The sequence below is a fragment of the Sporosarcina ureae genome, from assembly GCF_029267015.1.
Classification (GTDB): Bacteria; Bacillota; Bacilli; order Bacillales_A; family Planococcaceae; genus Sporosarcina; species Sporosarcina ureae_D.
The window spans coordinates 22,846-39,027 of sequence record NZ_JARIEA010000049.1 but is presented as its reverse complement, the minus strand read 5'-3'; the positions used below and the strand labels follow the sequence as shown (position 1 = coordinate 39,027).

The following is a 16,182-nucleotide window of genomic DNA, read 5'->3' as shown; positions in this document are numbered from 1 at the left end:
GGTTTATAGTAGATCAAACCAGTGACTGGGTAGTACTAGTTCCTATCCTTGCAAAAGAAGAATCCGAACTGCCCTACACACTGTCTAACGAAGGCGGCTGCACGTGGTAGGCGTAGTAATGAGACAGCCAGGCGCTCTTCCTGTCTGGCTCATTGCGGAAGCCATCCACCACCGCCGAAGTGGGGCCAATGACAGCCCCACTTACACTGCCAGTCAAACTACTACCTCTGCACAAAACAAGGAAAAGTAAGGGGGCGCAAAAACAACTACCTACCATCGTATCCTACTTACTTGTACGAACAAATTATCCACGTACTCGAAAAACAAGTACCTGAACTGCCCTACACATTATCTAACGTAGGCGGCTGCCAGGTAGGCGTAGCAATGAGACAGCCAGGCGCACTTCCTGTCTGGCTCATTGCGGAAGCCATCCACCACCGCCGAAGTGGGGTCAATGATCGCCCCACTTACTTTGCTAGTCAAACCACTACCTTTGCAAAAACAAGGAACAGAAAAGTATTCGCAAAACAGCTACCCAACACCGTATCCTACTCACCCCACCCCAAAACCAGTTTCCAAACCACCAACCAAGGGAATAACAACAACTAAACACCAAGAGAAAGGAACAAAACAGCATGATCGCTGTGCAAATACTAATCCTGTTAACAATTGGCTACATTGCCATGACCATCGATAAAAAACAAAAGAACTTCCCACTTCCCGTCTTTCTAGTCGCAATCGGATTCGGCCTGTCCTTCATTCCCTATTTCGACAGCATCAATATATTCGGGGGTACGATGTCTATTTTCTTATTACTAAGCTTAGCTGATGCGGCAGACAGCTCTGCAGATGTACTTGTTTCATTGGGATTCGCTGTAGTATTCTTGTCACTCGTTGTACAGAGTATCGGCATTTACCCACTATCAAAAGCACTCGATAAGTAATTACTTCGAGTGCTCATTTTCTTGTTTAATCATCTGCATACGTTCATTGAACAGGGATGGATATGAGAGTAATCCTAGACATGCACTAGTTAATGCCGCAGTTGTCAGCAGAAGAAACACAATTAAAATCTGAAATTGCACAGCCTCTAAAGGATCAGCGCCTGCAATGATTTGGCCACTCATCATACCAGGTAACTGTACAAGTCCGATTGTCTTTTGACTTTCAATAGTTGGAATCATACTTGCCTGTATCGAGCGTATCAATTGCCTATGTATCGCCTGTTTTGGGGTTCCGCCAAGTGATAAAATGAGTTCGCTTTCTGAGCGATGCGTCTCTACTTCCGATACGAAACGATTGAGGAATAAAATCGCAAGCACCATCGAGTTTCCAACTACCATGCCCGTTATGGAAATAATATATTGTGCAGTCGCTGGGACAATTTTGAATCCGAGTAAAATCCCTTGCGTCAAAACTTCTAATAACACAAAAGTCACGATCAACTTCCACGTGATTCCTTTGATTTGAGTCCCCTTCTTACGCGCATTTTGAACTGCCGCACCGATCATCAAGGCGACCATTAAGAATATAAATACATAACTTTCAGAATCAAAGACAAATTTCAATACGAACCCGACCGCTACTAATTGTACAGTTGAGCGAATCGTAGCGATAATTGTATCTTTCTCCAGTTGTAATCCAAGTGTTTTTGATAGCGCTAGCGGAATCAACACAAATATCAGTGTCAGGAATAAGGCAGTGGTACTCACGTAAATTCCCCCTTCAAGAAACGGTTGACTGGTGGAATATCCGAATGATCAAGTACAGATATTTCACCTGCATCCACTAATTTCCCGTCCACCATGATCCATGCATACTGCCCCATTCGCTTCGCTTGCTCCAAGTTATGCGTAATCCAAACGACAGTAATTTCTTGCTCTTCATGCAAGTAACGAATCAAATCCTCTACTTCATTCAACGAAGATGGATCTAGCGAAGACGTAATTTCATCCATCAATAAAATCTTCGACTCATTTAATAATGTCCGGGCAATCGATACTTTCTGCTGCTGGCCACCTGATAAGTTCTGGCTGTCACGTTCTAGATACTCTGCTTCAAGACCGACTTGATCTAAAATATCCAGTGCTTTTTCTTTACTCAACTTCTTGTCCTGTAACCGTAGTGGTAGTGCCAAATTGTCATAGACGCTCCCTGCGATCATCGGCGAATTTTGTAACACCATTCCTGCTTTTCGTCGGAGATCAATCGGCGACATATCATGAATGGCCCGGCCTTGTACCGTAATATCTCCACTCGTAGGACTTAGCAAACCGTTGCACATTTTCAATAATGTCGTTTTCCCTGCACCCGAAGGCCCGACAAGCACTGTGATCTGACCGGTAGGGAATGATCCAGTTATATTTTCAAGAATCTTATTTCCCGCTATTTCAAATGAGACGTTTTGGAAATGGATTGCCGGTTCATATAATGATGTATTTTGTTCACTATCCATAATATCCACCTTTTCTGCTACTTATCATTCATCCAATTTCAATAAATCCAATGGTGTAATGATGCCCAATAATTTTTCATCTTTACCACCTTGCTCGGTAATCAACAATGCTTCTAGCCGTTGCCCTGACATAATGGATTTTCTGAAATATCCTTCCGCTTCATAAGCCGACATCGTACATTTGACAAAACGATAGGTTTTCTTTCGTTTTTCATGATTATATACGTCGAGTAATGTCGGTATTTCCCGGGAAATGCAATCGGTTTCCTGATCGGCAAGCCAATGCATGATACCATTTGCAGTAATCAACCCCATGAATCGACCTTTTTTATAAATGGGCAACTGATTAAATTTCCTTTCTCTTATCAAACGCAAACCAGTCGCCAGTGATTCATCTGACTGCACGGTATGTACTCTTCCCGAAAATAGATCCTTGACGGTGACAGGATGCGATAGTCCTCTATCTATGCTTTCAATCAACTCCACAATTTCATCATGCGGCTCTGCTATAGCGTAGTCAAATCCTGTGCGATTATGCACAATCGCATTGCGTAAACTACTGAATTCATGTAGCTCATCTTCATAACGAGCAATCAATGCGTTTTGTGATTTCGCTTTGGCGATTTTCTTAGAGAATGATAAATGACTTGGCATATCCGTAATTTTCATCAAGGACTTATCGATTCTATTAAATGCAATAAGAAAACGCTCTGAATTTTTGTGATCCATGACACATCGCCTCCTTTAATAGGGAAAGTATATCATATCTATGTAGATATCTAGTTCTTGGATTACGTTGTCTGTGCTGAACGTAAACTTAAAAAAGTCGTTGCAGCGCCAGCTCACTGACACGGCAACAACTTGTTATTGATTTGCTATTTGTTTGATTTGATAATCACCATATTCGTCTACAACAATCGTGTACTTCTTATTTTTTTCCAACAATTTATTCGTTCCATCTTCATTCGTAAAATCCATCGTCTCAAATGTATATACGTCAATCGACTGATCGTTGTACACAATATTCGTAACGATCGTGTCGATGAATTCGTAGTATTCATTTTTCCCTGACAGATCATCTAGAAAAGCTAGTAGCTCATTTTCAGCAGAACTACCTGATGCGATAAAGGAATTGATATATGAGTAATCCACTTCATCGACTGCATATTCGTATTGGCTTCTGAATTGACCTATGAAAGATTCTACCTCTTCATCTGCAACTTCCATACCATCTACATATTCTTCAGGCTCTTCTTCATAATCATAATCGCCATTGTAATCGTATTCCTCATCCACTTCTGAATCATCGTAGCCATAGTAATCCTCATAGTCCCAAGATGTATCATCAGAATCATAGTACGACTCTGGCACATAATCTTCGTAAACATTGAACAATGCCGCTACCGCTTGACTACTCATTGGTTCGTTAATCCATCCATCTACTTGTTTCTGCATACTGTGCATCGGAATCGAAAATCCGAATACAGTATTGTCTTTGTACAATAAGGAATTAATGCCGATGACTTTGCCTGTCGTTGCATCAAGCAAAGGTCCGCCACTGCTTCCATGATCTATTTGCGCATCGATTTGATAAATCTTTTCATAAATGAAGTCCATTTCCATATCACGATTCAATCCAGTTAAATAACCGATGGATGCCGTGTTCTCAAAACCTTTTGGACTTCCGAGTGCAATAACTTCTGTACCGATCGGTGTCTCTTTTGTTTCCGTCACAAATGGTTTGACATGTTTATTCGCTTCCGACTTAATCAATGCAATATCATAACGATCTGAAATTCCAATGACCTTACCTTCAAAATCTTTTCCTACAGAATTTCTGACGATTACATCGGTATAGCCCGCCACTACGTGTGCATTCGTCACGATATAGCCGCCGGTTTTATAAAGAAATCCTGAACCCGAACCGTCATTTGTTCCAATTGTAAATACACTAGGTAACGATTCTTTGATCAATTGCGTTTTATCTTTAGCTTGTTTCTTTGTTTCATTGACAACGGTTGGTGCTTTTTTTATTCGTAATTCCTTTTCACCTTCGCTAATGTCTTCTGTTTTAGTCGATGCGACTGTCTCTGTTGGCCACTCAAAACTCCAATCTGTTGCATAGCCATAACCAGCCCCACCAATAAGTAACGCCAAAACTATTGCGAGAAGCGGTTTATTTTTATTAGACTTGTGCATCGCCTTACCACAACCCCCACAAAAGTTTGCTTCGTCAGTATTTTTATGACCACATTTTGGACAGTACATACGGTTCCCCCTCTTCCATTCCCAAATTTACTCGAATGAAATACCGCTTACATTATACCATATGGACTATTACAAAAGACATATATACATTATAAAATAGTATCATTTTTTTGTAGGCTGAATACAGTAATCTTTTCCAGCGTGATAGAGGAATCACATAAAGAACCACACTTATAAGCTATTCTCTATCCTGTAATGCAATATTTCATTTCACAGAAATAAATCCTTTCTTATTGTTTCTATCCAATGAAGCGGCACAGTTCTCAGGCGGATTTTTACATACGCTAAAGAGAGAGGGAGGTGCATAAAAATATGTCATCCAGGAAGTACAGACCTTACAATGATTACGAATCACCCAATATTTCAAAACGAAAAGCGCGTTGTTATGACCAAAGAAAGATCGTTCATATACTTGTCGATTTACCAATGGGAGCACCTGTAGAGATAACATTAAAAGAGTCAAGAGGAATACAGCATAATGGTTATTACTTACAGTTCGACCGAAAAAAACGTACCGTTCACTTTCAGCCATTTGGAGAACCAGAAGTAGAAGAGATTGATGTGGAAGATATTTGTACAATTAAATATAGCTCGTGAAAGCAAAAAAAAATGTACACAGCGTAACTGTGTACATTTTTTTATTCTATTGTGTAAATACCCTAATGATTTATCTTGTAAATGCTGCGGCTACTCCACCATCAACTGTGAGCATACAGCCAGTTGTTTTCAATGATCTTGAAGAAGTAAAGAATGCGATTGCTTCTGCGATATCGCGTGGGAAAATATTGACTTTCAGAACCGTTCTTTGTTTATAATGATCCTCTAGTTCATCGGGATGAATATTATAAGCAGCTGCTCGTTCTTCACGCCACTTGGATCCCCAAATTGCGGAACCTTGTAATACTGCATCAGGCAGCACTGAGTTCACGCGAATCCCATAATCTCCACCCTCAGCAGCAATACATCTTGCCAAGTGAGCTTCTAGTGCTTTAACAGAACTATAGGCAGCAACGTTCTTTCCTGCATAAATCGAGTTCTTGGAGCCAATAAACACCATGCTTCCACCGATATTTTGAGACTTCATAATTTTAAATGCTTCTCTAGAAACTAAGAAATATCCTGTACCAAGAACTTCCATATTCAAGTTCCATTCACTTAACGTAGTATCTTCAAAAGCACTCGACGTAGCAAGGCCTGCATTATTCACTAATACATCTACACCGCCATACATCAAATTAACTTTTTTGTATGCTTGAAGAATTTCTTCTTCTACTGTTACATTCATCTTGACAGCAATAGCTCTTCCTTCGCCATGTTTTTCGTTGATTTCATTTGCGACTTTTTCTGCACCTTCTATATTCAAATCCGCAATAACTACGTGACCACCTTGTGAAGCAAATAATCGGCATGTTTCACTTCCGATACCGCCTGCTCCACCTGTAACGAAACAAACCTTTCTAGAGAATTCTCCTTCTTTTGGCGCCAGCGATAATTTGTATAACTCTAATGGCCAGTACTCAATTTTAAATGATTCTTCTGCATTTAATGAAATAAATCCGCCAATAGCGTCTGAACCTTTCATTACTGAAATAGCTCTATGGTAAAGTTGCTTGCTGACCGTAGCATTCTTAATGTCTTTACCTGTCGTAATCATACCTACACCCGAAATCAGGATAACCCGTGGTGTTGGATTGAACATCCGATCTCCAGATTCTGCATATTTCTCAAAGTACGTTTTATAGTCTTCAATATAAGCAGCAATACCTGATTCTAGCTTCTCTATCAGTTCAGATTCCCCATCACTTTCCGGATCAAACTCAATGTACAGTGGAGTTCTTTTAGTATGTACCAAATGATCGGGACAAGCCGCTCCTACTTGGGAAAGCTCCTTCGCTTTCTCACTATTAACGAATTCTAGTACGTCTTCTTCTACATCGACTTGAAGGATTGTACCTTCTTCTTGTGAAACTAAGCCTCTAATCGTCGGCAGTACTGAATGAAGTAAATCTTCTTTCTCATTTACTGCAAGAGACTTGTACTTTTGTCCTCCGAAAGCGACCGTTTTTTCTAATCTATCATCAATATAAAGTTTTGCTTCATTGATAATATCTATTGTTTTGTTATAGCTTTCTTCCGCTGTTTCCCCCCATACGACTAGACCATGCTTTTCCATAAGGACTAGCTCTGCTTTAGGGTTTTGTTCTACACCTTCTGCAATCATTTTAGAAAGTAGGAAGCCTGGACGAATATAAGGGACCCAAACATAGCGGTCACCGAAAATCTCATCTGCAATCTCACGACCGTTTGGCGCGCAGCAAATACTAATAATGGAATCCGGGTGAGTATGATCCACATGTTTATAAGGGAGAAATGCATGCAATAATGTTTCGATCGATGCCCTTGGATTTTTTGGATTTATCATGCAATGCTCTAAATATGCAACCATATCTTCATCAGTCATATCATCACGGTCCATCAGTGGAAGTACGTCATTTAATTTCAGTGCAGTAAAATGCTTTTCTTCCATTTGATAAAGATCAGATCCACTACCTTTTACCCACATCACTTCGACATCTTCACCTTTAAAATCTTTTTCAATCGTTTTGACAGATGTATTTCCTCCGCCCCAGTTACAAATTCTTCGATCTGAACCAATTAAATTAGATCGGTATCGTAGTTCTGCTAAGGCTGAAGATTGGTCTTTTGTTTTGTCTGGATTCCATTTGTTCTTTATCAATTAATTTCCTCCTTTAAATCTATTTTTCAAGGTAGCTAATCCACTCATTACGGATGATCCACCTGCAAAATAGTCGCTTAGCTCTTTATAATAATGAAATAACATGTCATACACTTCTTTGTTTTGCTTATTCGGATAGTAGACGTGTTGTTCTTTTGAACTCATGTTATCGATAGCTTCTGTAACATTATCGTAGCCACCTTGTTCCATTCCTGCTGTTGCCGCTGCTAATATAGCAACACCTAACGCAGAAGCATTCTCACTAGTATCTACAATAATTTCTTTTTGTAAGATATCTGCATATAGCTGAATTAGCAGAGGATTTTTCCGTGGAATACCGCCCGAGGTGAGCAAGCGATTCACCTTTACTTGATGCTTTTCAAACAATTCCACGATTACTCGTGTTCCAAATGCAGTAGATTCCAAGTAGGTTCTGTAGATTTCAGCTGGTTTTGTGGAAAGTTTCATACCCACGATAGTGCCTGAAAGAGACATATTCACCCATGGTGTTCTGCTTCCATTGATCCAATCCAATGCAAGTAATCCTGATTGACCGGGCTCTAACTTCGAAGCTTCCATGGATAAATATTCATGGATGGACATATTATGTTGGGTTGCCGATTCAAAAACATACGACGGCACTTGCTCTTTCACATACCAGGCGAACAAATCACCTACTGCGGCCTGGCCCGCTTCATAAGCAAAGTAGCCAGGGATGATACCATCTTCCACAACTCCACTGATTCCAGGAACTTTTCTCTCATGGTCATCCATTATCATGTGGCACGTTGAAGTCCCCATCACTACAACCATATCGCCTGGTCCCTTGACACCTAAACCAGGAAGTGCTGCGTGGGCATCAATCATTCCTACACTAACTGAAGTTCCATTCTTTAATCCAAGTAACTCGGCCATTTCTATTCGCAATATACCGGCTTTTCTGCCTACCGGCAATACATCTCCACGTAATTTATCTTCATAGATCCCGTCGAGCGAAGGATGTACTTCTGTTAACCATTCATTGGATAAATAGCCCTCTTGTTTATGCCAGCACCCTTTATATCCCGCAGCACAGCTATTGCGCACAAGCTCACCTGTCAACTGAGCGACAATCCAATCAGAGGCTTCCATAAATAAATCAGTTTTATTAAACACTTCGGGTGCATCTTCTGCAATTTCAATCACTTTTGGCAACATCCATTCTGCAGAAACCTTGCCACCATAGCGTTTGATCCATTCCTTATCTTTAGCAAGATTATTCATTTCATTCGCGAAACGCTCGGCATCATGATGTTTCCAAAGCTTTACGTAGGCATGTGGATTATCTTCAAACTCTTCTAATTCACATAATGGCTGAAAGTTTGTGTCAACAGGTAGAATGGTTGAAGCCGTAAAGTCTATCCCTATTCCAATGATTTGTTCTTTCATAATGTTAGTTTCATTTAAAATTGAATGAATTCCCGTTTGTAACGCTTCTACATAATCATTTGGTACTTGCAATGCAGTCCGTTTACCAGTCAAAGTTAGACCGTTTGGAAGCTTTTCTGTGATTACACCATGTGCATACGGGACGTCAACGGTTGAAATTACATTGCCATCCTTTACATCAACCACAATGGTCCTGCAGGAAGCTGATCCAAAGTCTACGCCAAGTGTATACACTCTTTCCATGTCAGCAATCCCTTTCTTACTTATATAAAGGTCCGAAATTTTCGCATGCTCTGTAGTCTGCTGCTTCTTTGCCTTCCGTACCGAACATATTCCACGCGCTAGGTCTAAAGATTCTCTCATTTTCCACGTTATGCATATTTACAGGAATTCGTAAAATCGACGCCATCGTGATCAAATCATCACCAATGTGCCCATAAGACATTGCACAGTGATTTGCTCCCCAGTTATTCATTACAGAATAAACATCTGTGAATGCACCTTCACCCGTCAACTTGGGTACGAACCAAGTCGTAGGCCATGTGGGATCTGTTCTTGAATCAAGTGTTTCATGCACTTCATCTTCCAACTCCACTGTATATCCTTCTGCAATTTGTAGAACAGGTCCAAGCCCACTCACAAGATTCAATCGGGCAATTGTTACAGGCATTTCACCTTTAGTAGTAAAGTCTGAAGAATAACCACCACCTCTGAAGTACTCCGTGGAAGCAGGTCTCCAAAGTGTATTATCCAAACAATCTTTCACCTCTTCATCAGTGATTTCCCAGTGCGGTTTCATAACAGGTTGACCGTCACGTACTTGTCTTCCTGTTCCATCTAAAGCTGCCGGACCAGAGTTAATCAAATGGATAAATCCATTTTCAGCTCTACCAGTCAATTCTTTACCTGTAACTCTCTTAACTGCATCCGGACTCCAGTACGTACGAACATCCGCAAATAATTGTGCAGTATTCGTTAATAAATGACCCATAGCCATCGTTACACCATTTAAGCTATCATTCTCTGTTGCCAGCAAATAAGGAGCTCTTTTACCATTCCAATCAAATGAGGAATTCAGAATAGCTTCCATGAAGTCACCATTTGGCAGATAGTCAGTCCACTGTCGCTGACCCTGGAAACCAGCAATCAACGCGTTGTGACCCATCGATTCCTCAATATAACCTCTTTCCCCCAGCTTTTCATTGCCGACCATAAGATCTCTTGCGATCAGTGCCATCTTCACGGATGTCTTCCAATCTTCCTCTAGCTGTTCAGTCGTTCTTTTATTCTCTTCCGCATTCAAATCTTCGCCTTCGTGAAGATTTTCTTTCACCCAATTAAGTGCGTGTTCGTATTCTTCCGTGTCATATATTTCCAAATCAAATCTACGAACGAATTCCGTCATATCAATATATTCATTTCTCATACCAAGATACTTTTGGAAGAACTCTTCTTGTACCATACTGCCTGCAATACCCATACAAACCGATCCCATGGATAGATAAGACTTTCCTTTTAACATCGCAGTTGCCAGACCTGCCTTTGCGAAGCGTAGTAACTTCTCTTGTACGTCTGTAGGAATTTCTTCATCCCCGGCATCCTGTACGTCTTGCCCATAGATTCCAAATGTAGGCAAACCTTTTTGGTTATATCCCGCCAAAACTGCCGCTAAATATACTGCTCCCGGACGTTCTGTACCATTGAATCCCCATACTGCTTTAGGTAAGGAAGGATTCATATCCATTGTTTCAGAGCCGTAACACCAGCACGGAGTAACAGTGATTGAGACACCAACACCTTCACGTTCGAATTTACTAGCCGCAGCTGCTGCTTCTGCCACACCACCGATACAAGTATCAGCAATTACACATTCAACCGGCTCTCCGTTATAATACTTAAGGTTTTCACTCAATAAAGCCGCTACCGCTTTGGCCATGTCCATTGTCGTATCTTCCAATGATTCACGGACACCATTTCTTCTTCCATCTATTGTTGGACGAATACCTATTTTAGGAAGGTCACCGATATAACGATTTTTTTTCATTTCTTGATCTCCTCATCTCTTCAATATATTCTTTTCAAAATAATGTATGGATTTCATCCAATGTTCTGTATTCATAGGGTGAAACTCTTCTTGTTCAATAGAATTAGATATGATTTCTCTACCTTCTTGCAAGGTTGAAATCAAGCCAAGAGCACGCAACTGTGATAAGCCATTTCCTAATGAACTTGACTCGACAGGTCCTGTAATCACTTGTTTCATAGTAGCGTTCGAAATAAATTGGCATAAGTGCTTATTTTGGATTCCTCCGCCAGCAGCGTATATCGCTTGGGCAGAATAGCCGACTTGATGTTCCAATTGATGAACAGTATGCGCGTAGCTCAAAGCCATACTCTCCAATACACAACGAATTATTTCTTGTATAGATTCAGGCTTTTTTTGATTTGTTTGAGTGCAAAACTGTTCAATTGCATCAATCATAGATGGTGGATTAAAAAACATATCTGCATTTGGATCGATATACATTTCTGAAAACGAACTATCGCGAACTAATTGATCTTCTATTAGATAATCTATCTCGTGACTCGCTTGCTTCCATTCTCTACGGAGTACCTGCATGATCCAAAAACCCATACTGTTATTTTGGAAACGATATGTACCCTCGCTTGTTCCTTCATTTGTAAACCCTGTTTCAAAAGCTTCTTCAGTAACGATCGGATCATATGTTTCTGTTCCTATGACCGTCCATGTGCCGATACTCATGAAAAACGATTTTTCAATAAGCATAGGCAGTGCCGATAAAGCGCATGCAGTATCATGTCCTGGAGTGAGCACGACATCTATAGGCTTGATATTCTCTTTTTGCATAATTTTATTTAAAACAGGTCCAATTATTTGGTGTGGCAACTGAATAGCAGTAAGAGGCAGTTCTTTATTCAGTACTTGTGCTAATAGATCTGTATTCCATTCTTTTTCTCCCGCCCGAAGCATTTGACTAGTCGAACTAATCGTAAATTCATTAACGGGAATGCCTGTCAGCTGATACTGTAAAAGTGTGGGCATCATCAAAAGATGGGCGGCACTTTCAAATTCTTCTTTCTCCACTATTGCTTTCAACTGGAATAGCGTATTAATAGAAGAAACTCCATTGCCTGTTCTTTTAAAAAGTTCATATTCATCAATATTCTTCAATGTCTCGATCATATAAGGAATCGTATGGTCATCTCGATATGAATATGGCTCAAACAATAAATTTCCTGAGTGATCAATTGCACCAAAGTCTACTCCCCATGTATCGAAACCCACACTTACAGCTTTATCATCAGGAGATGTTTGTGCTTTTCTGAGGGATGTAAAGATTTCATCCATTAGGTAATTGAAATCCCAATGAAAGTTTCCCTCTTTCAAGACTGGCTTATTATCGAAACGATGAACGACCTCACTAGTGATGCAAGTACCGTCAAAAAAGTGACGGACTAATCTTCCATTCGATGCGCCAATATCAAATGATAAAACTTGCGACATATTACTCCCTCTTTTCTTGCAATAGTTTAGAACGGTAAGTTTCTGCAGATAGATTTCGTAATTCATCACATTCTTCATCTGTTAACACACGTGGAGTCCCCATTGTTGAACTGATATAATACACTTTCGCTGCTTCCTCGATTAGTTGCATGAAGAAGAAAGCTTCTTTCATTGTTCGCCCAACCGTCAATACACCATGGTTACGCATGACAATTGCATCCGTATCCTCAATTAATTCGGATACCGCATCAGCCAGCACACTCGTTGTTGGAATGACGTAATCCATATATTTAATTCTCTTCACCATCGCTGGGAAATCCGGGAACATCGGCAAAATATCTTTACCCGCTGAAGATACACCGACCGAATATGTTGGATGTGCATGTAGTACGGCTTTGATTTCATTATTTTTCCTAAAGCATTCTAAGTGCATAAGAACTTCAGATGACGGCTTCAAATCTCCTAAAACTTCCCCCGTTCCGATGTGCACTTTCACCCAACTTTCTTCAATCTCCTTCAAATCGAATCCGCTTGGAGAAATATACATATACTCCCCGTCACGCATACTCAAGTTTCCTCCAGCCCCTACGACCAGGCCGGAATTCACTAAAGCCTTTGCATATTTATTGAGATCTTGCAGTATTTCAACTGACATAACTCCACTCTCCTCATTATCTACTCAACCTAACAAATACCTTTTCCAATAAGTCAGCCTGACCAATCATTTCTTCTCTACTGTAGGGCAGCTCGCTTTTTGTACGAATTGCTTCCTGGAAACTGTTTACTTGCTCTACATAAGACTTAGCTTGGAAAGTTATTATTTCTTTCCTATCATTCGTATGTATATAGATTTCACCCACGTCATTGTTTATATCAGGACGGAATGCATGCGGCATCTTAATTGTTCCAAGTGTTCCTATCACTTCTATTTCAGTATTCATCGGCGAGTGGAAGCTGCAATCGCTAATCACAATTTCTCCTGTTGCATAATGTAAAAACATAGAAACATGCGTGTCTACCTCTACTTGTCTGTGAATCGAATTCTTTACCTGTATGGATTTAGGTTTACTCTGCAGAAGATAGCTGGCGGCGTTTATGCAGTAACAACCTAAGTCGTTGATTGCTCCTCCTCCTAAATGACTGCTTGTTCGAATATCCGAGTCCCAATTCTCCAACCTGAAATGAAACTTTGTATACATGGTCACGACATCACCAATCACTCCAGAGAGTAGCAAATCCCTACAAGCCTTCATCTGCGGATGGAACCTATACATCATCGCTTCCATGACATAAACGTCATGATGATCTGCTAGATGAAAGATTTCTTCTAGTTCATTCTTCTTTAAAACAATCGGTTTTTCACATAACACATGCTTACCTGCAGAAACCGCTTTTTTGATTAATTCGCTATGCGTTGAGTTGGGTGTTGCTATGTATACAGCATCCACTTCATCCATAGAGAATAACTCATCATAATCGGCCGTCACGAAGGGGATTTTAAATTTTTTCCGCATATCGTTAGCCTTACCACTTCGGCTTGCAATGGCTATGATTACTCCACCTTTACTATCCAAAATTGCTGGGATTATTTGCTGCTCCGCTATATTTGCCGCACCAATAATTCCCCATCTCAGCTGCTTCAAGATCATCACCTCTTTCTCTAGTTTTTAGGAAAAGAAACTGGGAACCACTCGGATCCCAGTTTCTTTAGTAGATCATTGGTACACAGCTGCCTGGATCTCTTCATCGTCAATATTATCTTTGTCATACCAGTAGAAACCAGTGTCGATTACCTTCTCAAGCTCTTTACCATCAAGTGCTTCAACTGCTGCTTTAACTGTTTCATATCCAATTCCTACTGGATTTTGAGTAACCGCTCCAGTCATTACGCCACTTTTAACCGCGTCAAGTTGCTGTTTCCCTGAGTCAAATCCAATAATCGTGATTTTTCCGCCTTTATTTAATTCATTGACTGCGTTAACTACTCCAATAGCTGACCCTTCATTTGAACCGAACATACCTTTTAAATCAGGGTGTGCCTGCATAACTGCTTTTGCCAAGTCAGTTGATTTCAAATGGTCACCTGCACCATATTGGATATCTACGATTTCAATTTTGGGATACTTTGATTCGATCTGCTCTTTAAAACCATCTCGTCGATCAGTTCCTGTTACAGATGTCTGATCATGAACAATCAATGCCACTTTACCTTCTTCACCAATCGCTTCCGCCATTTTATCAGCTGCTAATGCTGCAGCTGCTCTATTATCTGTAGAAGCTGTAGCCAAAGGAATATCACTATCTACACCTGAATCAAATGCAATGATTGGAATATCCTTACTGTCAGCTTCTTTCAATAAAGGAGAAGCTGCCTTCGAATCCAAAGCTGCGAAACCGATTGCATCTGGCTTTTTATCCAGTGCTGCTTGTAGCATCTCTACTTGTTTATCTACTTGAGACTCACTTTCAGGTCCTTCAAACGTAAGGCTTACATCAAATTCTTCAGCAGCTTCTTCCGCACCTTGCTTTACCGCTTGCCAAAACTGATGCTGGAAGCCTTTGGAAACAACTGCTACATATGGCTTTCCTTCTTCGATTTCGCCTGCCCCATCTCCACTTGCTCCATCATCAGAACATGCAGCGAATAACAATGATGTTGCGAGAACCCCACTCAATAACCCCATTTTCTTCTTCATAAAAACTCCTCCTCTTTCCCATTTCGTTTTATTAGTATTTTGTATCCTAATTCCAATCATCAATTAATCTTTCTTACGCAAAGTATCCGCATAGACAGCCAAGATGATTACTAAACCTACAACCACCGTCTGCCATTCTTGTGGTATAGACATAATCCGGAGACCATTCGTCAAGACGCTCATGATGAGAGCCCCGATCACGGTTCCTACAATCGTACCTTTACCTCCGCTAAGCGAAGTACCGCCAATTACAACAGCTGCAATCGCTTCCAATTCATACCCTTGGCCTAGTGCTGGTTGCGCAGAGTTCAAACGCGCTGCCATTAGAACACCTGCTACGCCAGTAAATGCTCCAGCTAATGTATAAATAGACATCTTCCAGAAGTTTACGTTTACACCTGATAATCTTGTTGCTTCCTCATTACTACCGATAGCAAAGTTGTATCGTCCGAGGATTGTTTTACTTAAAATGATTCCGCCGATGATTGCCATGATGAAGAAAATCAGAATAGCGTTCGGAACTTCGATACCTGGTGTGATAGAGCCTAATGAGATTTTCGTGAAATTCTCATGATCACTGAAGTAAATGGGTGCTGCACTGGAAATCACCAATGCCAAACCTTTCGCGATCATCATCATTGCCAATGTCGCTATGAATGGCGGAATATTTAGCTTTGCGATAGCAAATCCACTTAACAGACCACATAATGCACCTGTTAAAATACCACCGATGATTCCTACCCATATTGGCATACCGCCATTTACGACGATCACTCCAATCATGACAGACGACAAGGTCATTACTGTACCGACGGATAAATCAATACCGCCTGTAATGATGACAAATGTAGCACCCAACGCTAAAATCCCTATAACTGCAGTTGAAAGTAAAATCCCAATAACATTGCTGTATTGAAGGAAACTTCCAGATGCAATAGAGAAGAAAATTACAAGTGCAATTAAACTAGCAAAGGCTAAAATCTGCTGTATAGCTCCAGATGAAATTTTGAATTTACCTGACACCTTGTTTTTTTCTTCATTCGCAATTGTATTCATACTCAAATCCGTTCAC

16 protein-coding genes are annotated in these 16,182 nt (G+C 40.5%); 4 read left to right on the top strand and 12 right to left on the bottom strand.

Features of this window, described 5'->3' with window-relative positions; translation table 11 throughout:
* The first annotated feature begins 103 nt into the window (after window positions 1-103).
* The 3 genes from Q7P97_RS08100 to Q7P97_RS08090 are packed head-to-tail and all read left to right on the top strand — an operon-like array spanning window position 104 to window position 944.
* The gene (locus tag Q7P97_RS08100; protein ID WP_303968717.1) at window positions 104-250 is read left to right on the top strand and encodes a hypothetical protein; all 147 of its coding nucleotides are present in this window, start codon (window positions 104-106) and stop codon (window positions 248-250) included.
* Between the two features lie 41 nt (window positions 251-291).
* A complete protein-coding gene (locus Q7P97_RS08095; protein WP_303968716.1) occupies window positions 292-609 on the top strand; it encodes a hypothetical protein in 318 nt (105 codons plus the stop codon).
* 26 nt (window positions 610-635) lie between these two features.
* Complete coding sequence (locus tag Q7P97_RS08090) at window positions 636-944, top strand: hypothetical protein (RefSeq protein ID WP_303968715.1); 309 nt, start codon at window positions 636-638, stop codon at window positions 942-944.
* Here the strand turns inward: Q7P97_RS08090 and Q7P97_RS08085 are convergent, their stop codons facing one another.
* The 4 genes from Q7P97_RS08085 to Q7P97_RS08070 form a co-directional block, all read right to left on the bottom strand.
* Complete coding sequence (locus Q7P97_RS08085; protein ID WP_303968714.1) at window positions 945-1,712, bottom strand: ABC transporter permease; 768 nt, start codon at window positions 1,710-1,712, stop codon at window positions 945-947.
* Window positions 1,709-2,455 (bottom strand): ABC transporter ATP-binding protein, encoded by a 747-nt coding sequence (locus Q7P97_RS08080; RefSeq protein ID WP_303968713.1) that lies wholly within the window; start codon window positions 2,453-2,455, stop codon window positions 1,709-1,711. The genes Q7P97_RS08085 and Q7P97_RS08080 overlap by 4 nt, the downstream gene beginning before the upstream one ends.
* A gap of 24 nt (window positions 2,456-2,479) precedes the next feature.
* On the bottom strand, window positions 2,480-3,184 hold the full coding sequence (locus Q7P97_RS08075; RefSeq protein WP_303968712.1) for a CBS domain-containing protein: 705 nt from the start codon (window positions 3,182-3,184) through the stop codon (window positions 2,480-2,482).
* A 135-nt stretch (window positions 3,185-3,319) separates the two neighbouring features.
* Window positions 3,320-4,723 (bottom strand): trypsin-like peptidase domain-containing protein, encoded by a 1,404-nt coding sequence (locus Q7P97_RS08070; protein ID WP_303968711.1) that lies wholly within the window; start codon window positions 4,721-4,723, stop codon window positions 3,320-3,322.
* A 312-nt stretch (window positions 4,724-5,035) separates the two neighbouring features.
* Here Q7P97_RS08070 and Q7P97_RS08065 point away from each other — a divergent pair, with 312 nt between their 5' ends.
* Entirely contained in the window at window positions 5,036-5,320 is a 285-nt protein-coding gene (locus Q7P97_RS08065; protein ID WP_303968710.1) for a hypothetical protein, read from the top strand.
* Between the two features lie 70 nt (window positions 5,321-5,390).
* Here Q7P97_RS08065 and Q7P97_RS08060 read toward each other — a convergent pair whose 3' ends face one another.
* From Q7P97_RS08060 to Q7P97_RS08025, 8 genes are all read right to left on the bottom strand, one after another.
* Window positions 5,391-7,460, bottom strand: coding sequence for a bifunctional aldolase/short-chain dehydrogenase (locus Q7P97_RS08060; RefSeq protein ID WP_303968709.1), 2,070 nt, complete (start codon window positions 7,458-7,460; stop codon window positions 5,391-5,393).
* Window positions 7,461-9,131, bottom strand: a complete 1,671-nt coding sequence (locus Q7P97_RS08055) for a ribulokinase (RefSeq protein WP_303968708.1) — start codon at window positions 9,129-9,131, stop codon at window positions 7,461-7,463.
* A 16-nt stretch (window positions 9,132-9,147) separates the two neighbouring features.
* Window positions 9,148-10,932, bottom strand: a complete 1,785-nt coding sequence (locus tag Q7P97_RS08050) for an L-fucose isomerase (protein WP_303968707.1) — start codon at window positions 10,930-10,932, stop codon at window positions 9,148-9,150.
* A gap of 12 nt (window positions 10,933-10,944) precedes the next feature.
* Window positions 10,945-12,414, bottom strand: coding sequence for a rhamnulokinase (locus Q7P97_RS08045; protein WP_303968706.1), 1,470 nt, complete (start codon window positions 12,412-12,414; stop codon window positions 10,945-10,947).
* A gap of 1 nt (window position 12,415) precedes the next feature.
* Complete coding sequence (locus Q7P97_RS08040; RefSeq protein WP_303968705.1) at window positions 12,416-13,069, bottom strand: class II aldolase/adducin family protein; 654 nt, start codon at window positions 13,067-13,069, stop codon at window positions 12,416-12,418.
* 16 nt (window positions 13,070-13,085) lie between these two features.
* Complete coding sequence (locus tag Q7P97_RS08035; protein ID WP_303968704.1) at window positions 13,086-14,057, bottom strand: Gfo/Idh/MocA family protein; 972 nt, start codon at window positions 14,055-14,057, stop codon at window positions 13,086-13,088.
* Between the two features lie 72 nt (window positions 14,058-14,129).
* A complete protein-coding gene (locus Q7P97_RS08030; RefSeq protein WP_303968703.1) occupies window positions 14,130-15,110 on the bottom strand; it encodes an ABC transporter substrate-binding protein in 981 nt (326 codons plus the stop codon).
* Window positions 15,111-15,173: 63 nt separating this feature from the next.
* The gene (locus tag Q7P97_RS08025; protein WP_303968718.1) at window positions 15,174-16,166 is read right to left on the bottom strand and encodes an ABC transporter permease; all 993 of its coding nucleotides are present in this window, start codon (window positions 16,164-16,166) and stop codon (window positions 15,174-15,176) included.
* Window positions 16,167-16,182: the final 16 nt, after the last annotated feature.